We start from the raw sequence: 17,182 nt of genomic DNA, 5'->3' as shown, positions 1-17,182 counted from the left end.
GTGGACCATTCTCAAAAACTGCTGGTTAGCACAGCGTTCTTTCCACCCGTTTCTTATGTACATGCCTTGTTATCCGCTAACGAGATATGGCTGGAAGCCCATGAGCATTATGTGAAGCAGTCCTACCGCAACCGTTGTTATATCTACGGCGCCAACGGCATACTTCGCTTAACGGCACCGGTTGATCACGGCAAAGGCGAGCATATAAAGGTTACGGAAGTAAAGCTGAGCACCCATCATACCTGGAAGAACCAGATTTGGAAATCATTGCAAACCGCTTACCGCACTTCCCCATTCTTTGAATACTACGAGGAGGACCTTGCCGACACCTTCCATGCCGACATCCGCACGTTGTTCGAATGGAACTTCAAGCTGCTTAGCACATGTCTTTCGTTGATAGGTATTGAAAAGAACATACAACATACCACCTCTTATATTCCAGCCTGGCCGGAAGACACCATAGACATTCGTCAACTACACCCTAAATCCAGCCGCGGTATTTCGTTAAGCCCACCAGCAAACAGCTACCACCAGGTATTCGAGGGAAAGCACGGATTCATCCCTAACCTCAGCATTCTGGACCTGATGTTCAATCTGGGACCACGCACCATCAATTACCTCATGCCTTAGTTCAGTTGCAACATTGTATTAAATTGCATCATCTGAAAAACAACGAACATGGCTTACAATGAATTTCTGGCCGACCGCATCCGTCAGGTCTTTAAAGACAAAAAGGTCGGGTTTGAAGAAAAGAAGATGATGGGCGGACTTTGCTTTATGGTGAATGACAAGATGTGTGCGGGTGTCATTCATGATGACCTCATGGGCCGGATTGATCCAGATATCAAAGACGCACTTCTCCAAAAGAAAGGTTGTCGTGAAATGGATTTTACCGGCCGCCCCATGAAAAGCTTCCTCTTCGTTGGACCGGAAGGCACGGATACCGACAAGGACCTTGAAGAATGGATTGATCTTTGCCTTGAATTCAACCCAAAGGCCAAGTCAAGCAAAAGCCGGAAAATCAAAGGGTAAGAAGCATTTTCAACCGCCCACCTTCATCGTTTAACGGAGAATGGCAATGAAAAAAATTCCGTAGGTTTGGCGCCGACAAAGTAGAGACCATGGATTTAACTTTCAACAAAAATGAGGATGCCATGCGCATGCTCATTTCGCGCCTACGCGCAAAGCAAGAAGAGATATACCTCGGCGGGGGCAAGAAGAAAATCGAGAAGCTACATGCCCAGGGTAAACTGACCGCCCGGGAACGCATTGAGAAACTCATCGACCCCGACACATACTTCTTCGAGGTGGGTGCACTGGCTGGTGACGGAATGTACGAAGAACACGGGGGATGCCCCTCCGGAGGGGTCGTCACCGGAATCGGTTATGTGAGCGGCAGACAGTGCATGATCGTTGCCAATGATGCCACCGTTAAGGCAGGAGCCTGGTTCCCCATCACCGGAAAGAAGAACCTGAGAGCACAGGAGATATCCATAGAAAATAAACTCCCCATCATCTACCTGGTAGATAGTGCGGGTGTTTTTCTGCCCATGCAGGATGAGATATTCCCAGACAAAGAGCACTTCGGCCGCATATTCCGGAACAATGCGATCATGTCATCCATGGGCATTCTTCAGATCGCCGCCATCATGGGCAGTTGCGTAGCCGGTGGTGCTTACCTTCCCATCATGTCTGATGAAGCCATGATCGTGGACAAGACCGGAACCATCTTCCTGGCAGGTTCTTATCTGGTGAAAGCCGCTATCGGGGAAGACATAGACAATGAAACACTCGGTGGTGCCACAACACATTGTGAAGTTTCCGGCGTGACAGATTACAAATGCAAAGACGATGAGGACTGTCTGAACCGGATCCGCAACATCATGGATAAGGTGGGTGACTATGAAAAAGCCGGCTTTGACCGCAAGTCTCCCGAACCTCCGGCGAAAGACCCGTCCGAACTTTACGGTATTATGCCGGATAGCCGCGAAAAGCCATATGATGTCAAGGATGTGATCGAGCGATTGGTGGATGGATCTGAATTTGAAGAATACAAGGCCTTATATGGAAAAACCATTGTTTGTGGCCTTGCGAGGATCGACGGTTGGGCGGTTGGTATCGTGGCCAATCAACGCAAGGTGATCAAAAACAAAAAGGGGGAAATGCAGTTCGGTGGAGTGATATACTCGGATTCCGCAGACAAGGCAGCCCGCTTCATCATGAATTGCAATCAGAAAAAGATTCCGCTGGTATTCCTTCAGGATGTCACCGGGTTTATGGTAGGCTCGCGTTCCGAGCAAGGTGGAATCATTAAAGACGGCGCTAAAATGGTCAATGCCATGTCGAACAGTGTCGTTCCCAAATTCACCATTATTCTGGGCAATTCCTACGGTGCAGGAAACTATGCCATGTGCGGGAAGGCATACGATCCCCGACTGATCGCAGCATGGCCCACTGCAAAGATCGCTGTGATGGGTGGCGCCCAGGCTGCCAAAACACTTTTACAGATTCAGGTGAGCACCCTAAAGGCGAAAGGTGAAGAGATCGAGGAAGAAGACCAGAAAAAAATGCTGAAAGAGATCACGGATAAATATGATCGGCAGACCTCCCCATACTACGGCGCATCCAGGTTGTGGGTGGATGCCATCATCGACCCCCTTGAAACCAGGCAGATGATATCCCTGGGCATCGAAATGGCCAACCATGCCCCCATTACCAAACCGTTCAATGCGGGCGTAATTCAAACGTAGGCTACATAACCGGTAAAAATATTTGCCTTGAAGATGAATGAGATGCAACCTTTTTTCGAAAAGATTTACGGATACCATCATCACCTAAGTAAACACTTCATGGCCCTCATTCTGGAAAAGGGAAATGAATTCCCTCAAAAAGGATATGATCTGTTTTGCCATATGATCAACGCCCAACGTATCTGGAACAAAAGAATAGCCGGAGATGTCATCACCAAGCCGTTCGAAGTACATACACCGGAGGTTCTGGATGGATTGATCAATGAGGTAAACGCACAAAGTCTTCATATTATCCGGCACGACGACATGCACCGGATCATCCATTACAGCAACACCATGGGAGAGACATTCGCGAATTCTGTGGAAGATATCTTATACCACGTGGCCAATCATCACAGCCACCACCGGGGACAGATCACTGCATTACTGCGAAATCAGGGATGGGATCCACCCGTTACGGATTACATCTTTTATCGCCGTGACAAGGATCGCAATTGACCGTCTTTCAGGTTTATCCAAGATTTTTAACCACCTTTGTGCTTCGTTAAAAACACCGAATGGCTGAAAAAACAAACGTAGTCATCGCTGCCAGCGGGCACTTTCTGCCGGATAACATCATCCCCAACGAAGCATTTCTTAACAACAGCTTCTATTACGCCACTGGCGAAAGGATGACCAAGTCCAACAAGGAGATCATTACCAAGTTTTACGAGATCACCGAGATCGAGGAGAGAAGATATGCTGACGATACGATGGTCGCCTCAGATATGGGGTTCATTGCGGCGGAAAGAGCGCTTTCATCTTCCGGCACCGACCCTGAAAGCCTGGATGCCATTATTGTTGCCCATAACTTCGGAGATGTTGTCCATCGCTCCAACCGCTCGGACATGGTACCCAGTCTGGCAGCCAGGATCAAATTGAAACTGGGCATCGAAAACCCATTCTGTGTAGCTTATGACATTCCATTCGGGTGCCCCGGCTGGCTTCAGGCCATGATCCAGGGAAGTCAGATGATCAGCAACGGACAGGCCAAAAAAGTGATGGTGATCGGAACAGAGACCCTTTCCAGGGTCAGTGATCCTCACGATATTGACAGCATGTTGTATTCCGATGGTGCAGGTGCTGTTATTCTGAATGGAGTTCGCGCATCTGAAGACGAAAACTTCGGCGTCCTGAATTACAAGGTAAGGTCTGATACAAAGCAGCATTGTGAACTGTTGAAGTTGGACCGGTCCTACAACCAGGACCACGACCCGGGCAATATTTACCTGAAGATGAACGGCCGAAAGCTATATGAGTATGCACTAAACAATGTCCCCAACCTGGTAATGGAGTGCATGGAGATGTCGGGGATTGCATTGAAAGATGTAAAGAAGGTGCTGATGCATCAGGCCAATGCAAAAATGAACAAAGCCATTCTACTCAGACTTTTTCAACTATACGGACAGGATACATCCGATGAATCGGTCATGCCACTTACCATCAGCAAGCTCGGAAATAACAGTGTAGCCACCCTCCCTATCCTGTGGGACTTGCTTCAGAACAACCAAATGGAAGACACACCTTTGGTCAGTGGCGACATTTGTGTGATATCGTCCGTTGGTGCAGGCATGAACATCAATGCATTGACGTACCGAATGCCCTGATAATCATGACCACCCATCCGACCTTTCCATCACTCAGGAATACGGATGTTCTGTTGCTATCTGATCAAGAGATCATCTTTCAGAAGAATCGTGCCTTTGCCGCACTGCAAGATGACCTGACAATTATCCGCGCAGAACTGGAAACGCTTTTCAACGCCAGGTCCTGGAAGCTACCTGACGGACAGCCCATACCATTGACCGGTCGCATTCACAAGGGAGAAAAACACCACGGACTTCCCTGGATGGTACTGGATATGCCGGGAATATTCAACCGTGAGAGCACCTTTGCGTTTCGCATCCTCTTCTTATGGGGACAAGGCATTACCTGCAACCTCCAACTATCCGGATCGTGGATGGATGCTTGCAGGGAACGTTTACTGAATAATCAGGAAGATATTACCGATGACAAGCTTTACCTGGCTACGGGTAAAACACCATGGGATCACCAGGTTGTCGAAGACAAATACGTGGTCACTACAAAATGGGAACGGGAGAAAATACGAAGGTACCTTGAGCAAACAGAATGGATCAAACTAACGACCCTTCTGAACATGAAAGACTATGGAGAACTGGAGGAGTTTGTATTGGGATGGGCTGACCGTTTGTTCTCTGCGGCATTGGATTAAAAACCCAGTCGGCGCATACCCTGTGTCGCCAGATCAAAGTCAGGATCTTTTTGCAGCACCCATGTATAATCTTCTGCGGCAAGGTCATCAAAGCCCATCATCTCCTGGCAGTAGCCCAGCATATACCTGGCCTTGACATATGAAGAATCCGCCTTGAATGCATTCCTGAAGAAATCCACCGCCAGCGGATATTTCTTGAAATTCATGGCATAGATATACCCAAGGTTATACTGGGTGGAAATATGGTCGGGCTTAATTCCGAGGATGATATTGTACACTTCCAGCGCCTTATTCACATCTCCTGAATTCTGAAAGAATATTGCCTTGCCATACAATGCCTCCACACTTACCGGATCGACATTCAGGGCATTGTCATAATAAGCCACTGCCAACGGATCATTCTGCGCTGCACTCAGCAAACCAAGTTGCATATACGCATCGTAATACTCAGGATCCTGCTCCACTGCCGTCTGAAAACTGGAGAGGGCCTTTACGGTATCTCCCATTTCCTTAAAGTTCAACCCTTTCATCATATAGGCCTTTGCCAGATGCTTGTCTACCTGCAGTGCCTGATCCAGGTATTCAATGGATTTCTTATTTCCATTGACATATAAATACAGCTCCGCAAGTTTTAGCAAAGCCTCCACATGTTGCGGATTAAGCTTTACACACTTCTCAAAAGCATCCCGGGATTGGCGGGTTTGGTTTACCCTGAAATAAGCTTCTCCGGAGGTAAAGTGATAGTCGGCTACTGTTGAATCCAGTTTAACGGCCCGTTCCAGATCCTTGATGGCAGACTCATAGAAACCTTTATCCATTTGCTGTTTGGCACGTTGGTGGTATAGCGCTGCGTTGTTGGGGTCGCTCCTGATCTGCTTATTCAGATCTTCGATCGTTGCAAATTCCGAATCTTCGGATGACGCATCCTGGTCACTGTTGCCACACGATGATACGAGGCAGGCCCCGAATATCAGTGCACAAAAAAGAGAAAGCCTGATCTTTTGCATGGGGGCAAAAGTAATGAATGTATGGATATGGGTAAGATTGAAAGCTATGCTCCGTTCTCCTGGGCTTTGATGGCTTCTTTGATCTTGTTCTCGATCTCTTCGGCCAACTCAGGATTGTCGCTCAGCAATTGCTTTACGGCATCCCTTCCTTGTCCCAGCTTGGTGCTGTCGTAGCTGAACCATGATCCGCTTTTCTGGATGATATTCTTTTCCGTTCCGAGATCGATCAGCTCACCGGTCTTGGAAATACCGGCGCCATACATGATGTCAAACTCGGCGGTTCTGAATGGCGGCGCAACTTTATTTTTCACCACCTTCACCTTTGCGCGGTTACCGGATGCATTTTCTCCATCCTTCAGCTGACCGGTACGGCGAATATCCAGGCGAATGGATGCGTAAAACTTAAGGGCATTACCACCGGTGGTTGTCTCAGGGTTTCCGAACATCACACCGATCTTTTGTCTGAGCTGATTGATGAAGATGCAGCAACAATGCGTCTTGCTGATGGTTGCTGTCAGCTTCCGCAGCGCCTGCGACATCAGTCTGGCCTGCAAGCCCATCTGAGAATCCCCCATTTCACCTTCGATCTCACTACGGGGTGTCAGGGCCGCTACCGAATCGATCACAAGGATATCGATGGCTCCGGAACGGATCAGATTATCTGCGATTTCCAATGCCTGTTCACCGTTATCCGGTTGTGATATCAACAGGTTTTCTATATCCACACCCAGCTTTTGGGCATAGAAGCGGTCGAAGGCATGCTCCGCATCGATGATCGCGGCGATGCCACCTTTACGCTGTGCTTCTGCAATGGCATGAATGGCGAGGGTGGTCTTACCTGAAGATTCGGGACCATATATCTCTATGATACGACCTTTGGGGAACCCACCTACACCGAGGGCAAGGTCAAGGGTAAGTGAGCCGGTAGGGATCACCTCCATTTCTTCCACGGCGGCATCTCCAAGTCTCATGATGGCACCTTTGCCATAGGTCTTCTCCAATTTATCCAGGGTAAGCTGCAGTGCTTTTTGCTTGTTGTTATCTACCGCGGTTGCCATAAAATTTGAATTAGGTGAACGTATTGATACGGTTGGCCGTCAGTCGGCCGCCCAGCTATTTACTGTTGATTTTCAAGAATCTGGTTGGCGTGATCTTTTGTATTCACATCCGAATACACTTCCTCGATCACTCCCTGCTCATTGATCACAAAGGTTGTTCTCAGGATTCCGTCGTACTCCCGGCCCATGAACTTTTTGGGTCCCCACACACCGAAAGCATCGATCACTTCCCTGTTGGTATCCGCCAGTAGCGAAAAAGGAAGTTTGTACTTCTTAATGAACTTCCGGTGGCTTTTCGCTGTATCCGCACTCACCCCTAAAATAGCGTAGCCTTTGTCAAGCATGGTGCTATAATTATCCCGGAGACTGCATGATTCCGCAGTACACCCGGGGGTATCATCTTTCGGGTAGAAATACAGGATCAGCTTCCTTCCTGAAAAATCTTCCAGGGAGATGGGATTCTCATCCTGATCAATCCCCTTGAATTGAGGTGCCTTATCCCCTTCTTTAAGCATAAATGTTTCCCTTTTTTAGCACATCCGGCTCCCCTTCACGGGAACTACAAAGAAGCGGAAAACGTCGTCAATTATCAACCTGTATAAAGGGAAGTTTTCAACAATGACCACGAGGCCGTATTCATTCTGGCACAAGCTAACCGACAAAAAACCGAACAAACGACATTAACCCCAAATCATGCAATAGAAAAGAACTATTGCATGACGCATAAGAAAATCATAAGATACCGATTGTTTGCTCGGAATAAATTCTTGATTTTCTAATGCGGGATAACCCCAGCTAATACATATAGTTCAGCGCGAAAGGTGCTTCCTAATGCATAATCTGGGTTAACCGGCATTTTCTTAATTTTGACTTCCTCACCCGATAAATTCTTTGCCATTGAATACATACTCCGAACGCCTGAAAGTCCTGGAAGCGGCATGCGAAGTTCTGGAACCTGATGCGGACCAGCGCGCCCGGGTCAGAGACCAGGTCATCCGATATTCAGAAAAGTTTCTGGAAGAAATTGATACCAAAAAAGCATACGTGACCGATCCAGACAAAGGTGCTGGCCTTCTTGACAGCCCTTTACAGGAAGATGGATGTGATATCTCGGAGGCATTGGAACTGATCGGGAAGCATGTAGACACACCCGGCCTGAACCCCGCGTCGGGTGGACACCTCGGCTATGTACCCGGGGGCGGAATCTACTTTTCCGCACTTGGCGATTACCTGGCAGACGTTTCCAACCGGTATGCCGGAATTTTCTTTGCCAGTCCGGGAGCGGTCCGGATGGAAAACCAACTGATCGAATGGATGGCGGGCATGGTAGGATACCCGTCCGACTGTGCCGGAAACCTCGCTTCAGGAGGCAGCATCGCCAACCTCATCGCCCTGGTGACCGCCAGGGACGCCAAACAGATCGAAGCTTCGAATATCACCAAATCCGTCATCTACCTGAGTCCGCAGGTACACCATTGTCTGTTTAAGGCCATCCGGATCGCCGGGCTTCGGGAATGCATTGTGAGACATATCGACCTGGACCCGAATCACCGGATCAACACCGGTCATCTTGAAGGACTGATCAGGCAAGACCTGGCCGACGGACTTCACCCCTGGCTTGTGATAGCCTCCGCAGGAACCACGGACACCGGGGCTGTAGACCCGTTGGACAGCATCGGTGATCTGGCCAATCGGTATGACCTCTGGTATCACGTGGATGCCGCCTACGGTGGATTCTTCGCCCTGTGCGAGGAAGGTAAACGTAAGCTCAAAGGCATGGAACAATCCGATTCTATCGTGATTGATCCCCACAAGGGCATGTTCCTGCCATACGGACTCGGTGCTGTGCTTATCAAGGACCGGGAGAAAATGTTTGCCTCACACCACTACCAGGCAAACTACATGCAGGACGCCAATCGCAATGCGGAAATCGCCTCTCCCGCCGACCTCTCACCGGAACTGACCAAACACTTCCGCGGTCTGCGAATGTGGCTGCCGCTAAAATTACACGGAGCCAAACCCTTCAGGGCAGCCGCAGAAGAGAAACTGCTACTGGCAAACTACTTTTATGACGGACTTAAAGAAATAAGCGGCTTTGAGGTGGGTGCGCCACCCGACCTCTCAGTAGTGCTCTTCCGCTACGTTCCCGCCAATGGTGATGTGAATGCATTCAACCAGCGCATCGTGGACAAAGTCATTGAAGATGGAAGGTTCTTCTTTTCTTCTACCACCGTAAATGGAAAGTTCATGCTCAGGGTATGCATCCTGGCCTTCCGGACACACAAGCAGATGATCGATCTCGCGTTATCCATTCTCAAGGATACCGTGAATGCTCTTGAATCAGACCACGCCATTGTGTAGGTTAACCAATCGTCGTACTTTTGCACTGAACCGTAAACCATGAATCCCCAGTCTCACTCCTCCGGTGTTTTTGAAGAAGCCGTGCTGGCCTTTAGCAAACTGCCCGGCATTGGCAAAAAGACAGCCGTGCGCATGGTGCTTCATATGCTCAGGCAGGACAGTGCGGAACTTGAGCGTTTCGGTCACGCTGTTCTGAACCTCAAGGATAAGATCAGGTATTGCAAATCGTGCCACAACATTGCGGACGAAGAATTATGTCACATCTGCAACAATACCTCCCGCGACCATGAAATGATTTGTGTGGTTGAAAACATCCGCGACGTCATGGCCATAGAAAACACACGGCTGTATAAAGGCATTTATCATATTCTGGGCGGGATCATCTCCCCGATGGACGGAATAGGTCCTTCTGAATTGAATATAGAATCACTCGTGGAAAAAGCACGCAACAATGCAATCACCGAAGTGATCATGGCCCTCAGCACCACTATGGAGGGTGATACGACCAACTTTTATCTCTACAAACGCCTTAAGGAATTCAACGTGAAAGTGTCCACCCTTGCAAGGGGTGTGGCCATGGGAGATGACCTTGAGTATGCTGATGAACTCACCCTGGGTCGCTCCCTCACCCACCGGATTCCTTATGAAGAATTGACCAGCAGGTAAAGCCAGTGATGAAACTCACTATCGTCATCGTCAACTACAACGTCAAGTTCTTCCTGGAACAATGTCTGCTATCCGTACAGCAGGCCACCAAGGGAATGGATGCCGAAGTTTTTGTGGTGGATAACAACAGCGTAGACGGTTCGGTGGCCATGGTACGTGAACGGTTCCCTCAGGTAAAAGTGATCGCTAATACAGAGAACGTTGGTTTTTCCAAAGCAAACAACCAGGCCGTCCGGGAATCATCCGGTGAATATGTTCTGCTACTGAACCCGGACACGGTGCTGGAAGAAGACACCCTCAGTCAAACAGTGGCCTTTATGGACACTCACCCGGATGCAGGGGGACTCGGTGTAAAAATGGTCGATGGGAACGGCCGCTTCCTGCGGGAATCAAAACGAAGCCTGCCCACTCCTTCGGTGGCCTTTTTCAAAATCTTCGGATTATCCTCACTCTTTCCCCGGTCAAAAGTATTTTCAAGATATCACCTCGGACACCTGGACAATAACCAGGTGCACTCCGTTGAAGTTCTTGCAGGCGCCTTCATGCTTTTGCGTAAAGAGGCATTGGACAAGACGGGGCTGCTGGATGAAACATTTTTCATGTACGGGGAAGACATCGACCTTTCGTACCGTCTGACCAAGGCCGGCTATAAAAATTACTATTACCCCCACACCAGGATCATCCATTACAAAGGCGAAAGCACGAAGAAAAGCAGTGTGAATTACGTGCTCGTATTTTATAAGGCCATGGTGATCTTTGCCAGAAAGCACTTCTCACACAAGAACGCACGGCTTTTCAGTCTGTTGATACACGCAGCCATCTACCTCCGCGCGGGGGTGGCCATTCTTCATCGCTTCGTCGTTTCCCTGGCCCGTCCGTTGCTGGATGGCGCCCTGATCCTTGGCGGACTCTGGGGACTTGCAGCTTTGTATGAACACTACGTTAAATTTCCGGGAGGTGGACAATACCCTGATTTCTTTGCGAACATCATGCTTCCGGCATACGCGCTGACCTGGGTTTTATCCATGGCCATCGGTGGGGTATACCGCAGTCAGTATAAACTTTCCAGATTGATAAGACCCGTGTTGACGGGAACCGTTCTGATCCTGGCTGTTTACGCTTTGCTGGACAAGTCCTATCAGGTGTCCAGAGCCATGATCCTCATTGGAGCTGTGTGGACCTTTGCGGTGACTTTCCTTTCCAGGCTGATCGGGCAGCAACTGACGCCGGGCAGCCATTCGGCCGGTTCCGCCAAAGCGAGAAACATCCTGATTGTAGGTGCACAGAAGGAAGCTGCGAGGGTCGAAGCTTTGTTAAGGCAAAATACAGGTAACATCAATATCCTGGGCTGGGTGAGTCCAGACGCGGGAAGACCTGAGGATGCCATCGGTCATATGGGACAGCTGAAAGAACTGGTGATCGTTTATCGTGCGGATGAGGTCATATTCTGTTCCGAAGACATCCCGGCACATAACATCATCGACACCATGGCACAATTCGGACACCTCGACATTAACTTCCGGATCGCACCGCCGGAAGCGCTATTCATCATTGGTAGTCAATCCATTGAAGCACCCAGGGACCTTTATGTGATCGATGTGAATTCCATCGGAAAATCATTTAACAGAAGAAACAAAAGACTGGCGGATATCATCTCCTCTCTTGTCCTTTTGGCACTAACTCCGGTTGGACTGCTGGTTGTCAAAGGCAAAAGCGGATACCTCAGAAATATCTTTCAGGTATTGACCGGCAAAAAAACCTGGGTGGGTTATCATCCTTTGGAACAAGGCATGGAACATCTCCCTAAACTTAAACCCGGCGTCCTTTCCCCTTCCGATGGTCTCCACAACCAACCCAGGGTCCCTGAAACCCTGATGGAACTGAATATGCTTTACGCCAAAGACTACAGCATCGAACACGACCTGAACATTATGGTGAAAGGGTTCTCGGAGCTGGGGAGGGTTTGATAGTAGGCAGGAGGTAGTAGGTAGTAGGCAGTACGTAACGCGTTGGGTTACAGGGGAAAGTTTTACCTATGGGTACGCGGGGGGTATGATGTGTGATGTATGATTTGGTGATGTGGTGATGTGGTGATGTGGTGGCCTGCCAGCCTACGCTTGGCCATTGCAGGGGAGGCTGGTTTGGTGTTGTAAGACGTAATCGGGTCCATGGTCCATTTACCAACAAGTTGACCTGATAAATAGTCACTTGATGTAATAGGTTTGTAGATTCCTCGCTACGCTTCGGGATGACAGGATTCGTGAGGCTAACGGAAAGATAAAGCTGCGCAACTGAATCTTTAAAATACCAAAATGTCGGTTGCGCAGCTTTATCTTTCTTCCAAAAAAAACAAAACAGTCTTGTCATCCCGTAGCGAGGGATCTATAAACAGCTTATTGGTCATTGGCATATAGCTATCATCCATTGATTGTGGAAGGTCTATGGCCTGATGTCTAATATCTATTATCTGTCAATACCCCTGCGTGCACACGTATAAACCTCATTCCCGGAACCCAGCTACATCCTGCCTCCTGCCTCCTGCCAACTGCCAACTGCCAACTGCCTCCAACCTCCCGCCTACTCAAGTCAATTGGTTTTCCCAAATAATCGGTTATTTTTGCACATAGCTAAAAATCAACGAATTCAGTTATGCTAGATGTAGAAGTACTCATGCCCAAAATGGGCGAAAGTGTTGCTGAGGCGACCATCACCAAATGGTTGAAGGAAGAAGGGGAAACTGTAGAGCTGGATGAACCGCTTCTGGAGATCGCCACAGATAAAGTAGATTCTGAAATTCCATCTCCTTACGAAGGCGTCCTGTCTAAAAAGTTATATAAAGAAGGAGATGTCGTTCAGGTAGGCAAGCCTATTGCGATGATCGGTTCGGACAGCGCTGTTGCCCAGCCATCTCCCGCCGCACCAGCTGCCCCGTCCCAACCGGAACCGCAAGCCCCGCGCCCAGCCATCGTATCACACGCCCCAAGCGAGGTAGCGGTGGCGGAATATCCTGTTCAGACCAAATCCGGCGACCGCTTTTACTCACCACTTGTCCGCAATATCGCCAGAATGGAAGGCATTTCCCTGGATGAACTGGACAACATCGCCGGAACCGGAAACAATGGCCGTCTTACCAAGAAAGACCTGCTGGCCTATATTTCCACACGAAGCCGGAACACATCCGCCAATGGCATGGCAACCGCCAAAACAGAAGCACCTGCACCGGAAGCACCGGTGGCTTCTCCGGAAAAGCAGGAAGCACCTGCGCCGGTTTCCGCACCAGCGGCTTCCGTAAGCGGTCAGGATGAGGTTATTGAAATGGATCGCATGCGGAAGCTGATCGCCGAACACATGGTGATGTCCAAACATACCTCTCCACACGTCACATCCTGTGTGGAAGCGGATGTTACGAACCTGGTCCTCTGGAGGGATAAAGTGAAAAATGCCTTTGAAAAACGTGAGGGAGAGAAACTGACCTTCACGCCCCTGTTCATCGAAGCCATCGTGAAAGCCATCAAAGATTTTCCGATGATCAACGTTTCGGTGGATGGCAGCAAGATCATTCTGAAAAAGAACATCAACATCGGAATGGCGGCCGCATTGCCAAGCGGTAACCTCATCGTTCCTGTGCTGCGTAATGCAGATCGCATGAATCTCCTTGGCCTGACCAAGACCGTGAATGACCTCGCCAACCGTGCACGCAACAACAAACTTCAACCGGATGAAATCCAGGGAGGCACCTACACCGTTACCAACGTTGGTACCTTCGGGAATGTATTTGGCACACCGATCATCAATCAGCCACAGGTAGCCATCATGGCCACAGGGATCATTAAAAAGAAACCTGTAGTGATTGAAACACCGGCAGGTGACACGATCGGCATACGGCATATGATGTTTTTGTCACATTCATATGACCACCGTGTGGTTGATGGTGCATTGGGCGGTAAGTTTGTGAGAAGGGTGGCCGATTACCTGGAACAGTTCGACGTAAACCGGGACATTTAATTTTTGTACCTTGGTGGAGATTTAGGCGCACTGAAAGTCAGTTTCAATAATGAATAAAACAGGTATGGCATCTCCCTACAAACCAGCCCTGGCAATTTTGGTGCTGGTGGCCATGGTGTCATGTACCTTCGCCCAAACTGATGAGGGACAAGCGCGTGAATGGTTTGACAAGGCTGAAGCCTTTATCGAGTACGGAGACTACCAGCAAGCCCTTCCCCTGTATGAAAAGGTTCTTGAAACGGACCCTGAGAATGCCAACTTCAACTATCTGGTTGGAATGTGTTATCTCATGTCTCCCTCGGATCAGGATAAGTCTATCCCCCATTTCAGAAAAGCTGTTCAGAGTACCACATCGCGATACAAGGTGGGGTCATTCAAAGAGGGTCGTGCACCGGACGATGCCTATTACTATATGGCATATTCCCTGCACCTCGGATATGAACTGGACAGTGCATTGTTCTATTACGAGAAATTCAAACCGCTGATTGAGGAGCTGGTACCCGACCTTTTACCTGAAGTGGATCGCCAGGAAAAGATGTGTCGAAATGCCAAGAGATTACTGGAGGATCCTATCAAGATCCAGATCAAGAACCTCGGATCTACCATCAACACTTCCTATCCCGAATATGGTCCGGTTATCTCCGCCGATGAAGAGGTGATGATATTTACCTCCCTTAGAGAAGGCAGTACCGGAGGTTTGCTGACCAATGATGGTTATTTTTATGAAGATATCTACGTGTCAAGGAAAGAGAACGGAACCTGGTCCGCACCAATCGGAATCGGAGCGCCGATAAACACTTCCGGACATGAAGCCACCCTAAGTATTTCAGCAGATGGCCAGCGACTGTATATTTATAAAGGTGATTATGAAGATGGCAACATCTACGTCAGCCAATTAACTGGAGAAAACTGGTCGGCACCTGAGAAACTTGGCCCTACCGTGAGCACACCATATACCGAAACACATGCCAGTCTTTCTCCGGATGGCAGCAGGCTGTACTTCACAAGTGACAGACCAGGAGGTTACGGCGGACTGGATATTTACATGGTAAAGAAACTCCCCAACGGTCAATGGGGCATGGCACAAAACCTCGGACCACTTGTCAATTCCAAGTATGACGAAGATGGTCCTTCCATTCACGCTGATGGGACTACCCTTTACTTCAGCTCCAACAGTGAACGATCCATGGGTGGTTTTGATGTATTCTACACAACCTTGAACGAAGATGAAACCTGGTCAGAACCTGTAAACATGGGTTATCCGCTGAACACAACCAACGACGACCTCTTTTTTGTGATGATGCCCAGCGGAAAACGCGCCTATTATTCATCCGCCGCAGAGGACAGCTACGGAGACAGGGATATCTACATGATCAACTTTGCAGAGAATGAGGAAGTGGGGCTCACAGTGATGAAAGGCACACTGCAAATCGGCGAAAACGGCGAGGTGCCTGAAGACGCAAAGATCACGGTAAAAGATCATGTGACCGGTGAAGTACTGGGCATCTATAAGCCAAACAAGAAAACCGGAAAGTACCTGTTCATCCTCCCTCCCGGAAACAACTACACCATCACGTTTGAGGCACAAGGCTATCTTACCCATGCCGAAAACCTATTCGTACCGCCCAACAGCACCTACAAAGAGGTTAATAAACCTATCCGTCTCAGCAACATGGAGATCAAGGATAAGATTGAATTGAAGAACCTCTACTTTGAATACAACAGCGCCAAGCTCACCAAGGATTCTGAAAAAGAGTTAAACAAGCTTTACCGCTTCCTGAAAAAAAATCCAACACTCGTCATTTCGGTGCAAGGACATACGGACAACAAAGGTTCCGATGCTGCTAACATGACGTTGTCTCAGAAAAGAACCGAATCTGTAAAGAAATACCTGGAGGAGAAAGGTATCCTTGGCGCACGTATCAGGGCCCAGGGATATGGCTCCACCCGACCCATCGCCATTAATAACAATCCGGATGGCACCGATAATCCGGATGGCCGAGCACTCAACCGAAGGATCGAGATCATCATCATCGGCGGTGAGTCGGAATTCAACGTTGTTAAAATAGATGAAGTTCCTGAAAACCTGAAGATCAAGAGATAAGAATTAAGAGTATAGAATTAAGAAATAAGAGAGAACCAATGCACACATCCATGACCACCCCGCGCCTGAAACTACCTGTGATCGTATTGATCGTTGGTTTGATGACCGCCTCAGGTCTGTTTCTTCCACGGCCCGTGCAGGCCCGCACAAGCCCTCCGGATAACAAGAAACTTTTTACGGATGCAAATAACCTCTTAAGTGAGGAGAAATATGGAATGGCGCTTCCAATCTTCCTGGATATCCTTGAATCCGAACCGGACAATGCCAACATTCACTACAAAGCAGGTATCTGCTATTTGTATGGCTACACCGAAAAGGCAAAAGCAGTTCCGCATCTCCGCATTGCCAATGCCCATACCAGCCAGACGTACAAAGAAGACACTTACAAAGAGACAAATGCACCGGAAGATGCAACATATCACCTGGCCCATGCATTTCACCTGACCAACCAGATTGACAGTGCGATCTTCTATTTCATGAAGTTCAATGAAATCGTATCGGAAGACAATACCGATCTCAAGAAAGACATTGGCAGACAACTCCAGATGTGTGAAGAAGCCAAGGTGCTGATGAAGAAACCACAAAACATCACGATCACCTCACTGGGAACCCTGATCAATACACCCTTTCCGGAATATGCACCTGTGATCTCGGCCGATGAAACCACCCTCATCTTCACCTCTCGCCGTGACAACAGTACCGGCGGGAACCTCACGGAAACGGGTGAATATTTTGAAGACATCATGATCTCTTTCAAAGAGAACGGTGAATGGTCCAGACCTCTCAGCATCGGCTCCAATATCAACACGGATGGACATGAAGCCACGATCGGCCTGTCTGTTGATGGACAAACACTCTTCATTTATAAAGATGATCTCGGGGATGGCAACATCTATATCAGTCACCTGGAAGGGGATGTGTGGACCGCCCCGGAAAAGATGGGCCCCACCATTAACTCC

General features: G+C 48.8%; 15 protein-coding genes. 12 read left to right on the top strand and 3 right to left on the bottom strand.

The annotated features are described in order from the left end of the window. From KDD36_05435 to KDD36_05410, 6 genes are all read left to right on the top strand, one after another. Positions 1-630, top strand: coding sequence for a WbqC family protein (locus KDD36_05435; protein ID MCB0396071.1), 630 nt, complete (start codon positions 1-3; stop codon positions 628-630). 48 nt (positions 631-678) lie between these two features. Continuing rightward, positions 679-1,032, top strand: a complete 354-nt coding sequence (locus KDD36_05430; protein MCB0396070.1) for a TfoX/Sxy family protein — start codon at positions 679-681, stop codon at positions 1,030-1,032. 89 nt (positions 1,033-1,121) lie between these two features. Next, entirely contained in the window at positions 1,122-2,750 is a 1,629-nt protein-coding gene (locus KDD36_05425) for an acyl-CoA carboxylase subunit beta (protein ID MCB0396069.1), read from the top strand. 33 nt (positions 2,751-2,783) lie between these two features. Continuing rightward, the gene (locus KDD36_05420; GenBank protein MCB0396068.1) at positions 2,784-3,248 is read left to right on the top strand and encodes a DinB family protein; all 465 of its coding nucleotides are present in this window, start codon (positions 2,784-2,786) and stop codon (positions 3,246-3,248) included. 59 nt (positions 3,249-3,307) lie between these two features. Continuing rightward, entirely contained in the window at positions 3,308-4,396 is a 1,089-nt protein-coding gene (locus tag KDD36_05415) for a ketoacyl-ACP synthase III (GenBank protein MCB0396067.1), read from the top strand. A gap of 5 nt (positions 4,397-4,401) precedes the next feature. After that, a complete protein-coding gene (locus KDD36_05410; protein ID MCB0396066.1) occupies positions 4,402-5,022 on the top strand; it encodes a hypothetical protein in 621 nt (206 codons plus the stop codon). Here KDD36_05410 and KDD36_05405 read toward each other — a convergent pair. From KDD36_05405 to bcp, 3 genes are read right to left on the bottom strand one after another with little or no spacing between them, the layout of a single operon-like run. After that, complete coding sequence (locus tag KDD36_05405; GenBank protein MCB0396065.1) at positions 5,019-6,029, bottom strand: tetratricopeptide repeat protein; 1,011 nt, start codon at positions 6,027-6,029, stop codon at positions 5,019-5,021. The two genes, KDD36_05410 and KDD36_05405, sit on opposite strands and share 4 nt — an antisense overlap. A 44-nt stretch (positions 6,030-6,073) precedes the next feature. Beyond that, entirely contained in the window at positions 6,074-7,087 is a 1,014-nt protein-coding gene (gene recA / locus KDD36_05400) for a recombinase RecA (GenBank protein ID MCB0396064.1), read from the bottom strand. A gap of 59 nt (positions 7,088-7,146) precedes the next feature. After that, the gene (bcp, locus tag KDD36_05395; protein ID MCB0396063.1) at positions 7,147-7,602 is read right to left on the bottom strand and encodes a thioredoxin-dependent thiol peroxidase; all 456 of its coding nucleotides are present in this window, start codon (positions 7,600-7,602) and stop codon (positions 7,147-7,149) included. A gap of 403 nt (positions 7,603-8,005) precedes the next feature. Between bcp and KDD36_05390 the strand changes: the two genes are divergently transcribed. The 6 genes from KDD36_05390 to KDD36_05365 form a co-directional block, all read left to right on the top strand. Then, on the top strand, positions 8,006-9,448 hold the full coding sequence (locus KDD36_05390) for an aminotransferase class V-fold PLP-dependent enzyme (GenBank protein MCB0396062.1): 1,443 nt from the start codon (positions 8,006-8,008) through the stop codon (positions 9,446-9,448). A gap of 39 nt (positions 9,449-9,487) precedes the next feature. Further along, the gene (recR, locus tag KDD36_05385) at positions 9,488-10,114 is read left to right on the top strand and encodes a recombination protein RecR (GenBank protein MCB0396061.1); all 627 of its coding nucleotides are present in this window, start codon (positions 9,488-9,490) and stop codon (positions 10,112-10,114) included. An 8-nt stretch (positions 10,115-10,122) separates the two neighbouring features. Beyond that, positions 10,123-12,081, top strand: coding sequence for a glycosyltransferase (locus tag KDD36_05380; GenBank protein MCB0396060.1), 1,959 nt, complete (start codon positions 10,123-10,125; stop codon positions 12,079-12,081). A 682-nt stretch (positions 12,082-12,763) separates the two neighbouring features. Then, positions 12,764-14,119: a 2-oxo acid dehydrogenase subunit E2 gene (locus tag KDD36_05375; protein MCB0396059.1), complete on the top strand. Its 1,356-nt coding sequence runs from the start codon at positions 12,764-12,766 to the stop codon at positions 14,117-14,119. Between the two features lie 49 nt (positions 14,120-14,168). Then, entirely contained in the window at positions 14,169-16,223 is a 2,055-nt protein-coding gene (locus tag KDD36_05370; GenBank protein ID MCB0396058.1) for a PD40 domain-containing protein, read from the top strand. Positions 16,224-16,273: 50 nt separating this feature from the next. Beyond that, positions 16,274-17,182, top strand: a 909-nt coding sequence (locus KDD36_05365; GenBank protein ID MCB0396057.1) for a PD40 domain-containing protein, incomplete at its 3' end; no start/stop codon positions are given.

The sequence above is a fragment of the Flavobacteriales bacterium genome (assembly GCA_020435415.1).
Taxonomy (GTDB): Bacteria; Bacteroidota; Bacteroidia; order JACJYZ01; family JACJYZ01; genus JACJYZ01.
Note: the sequence above shows the minus strand (reverse complement) of the source record. Positions and strands in the feature narration are given on the sequence as shown.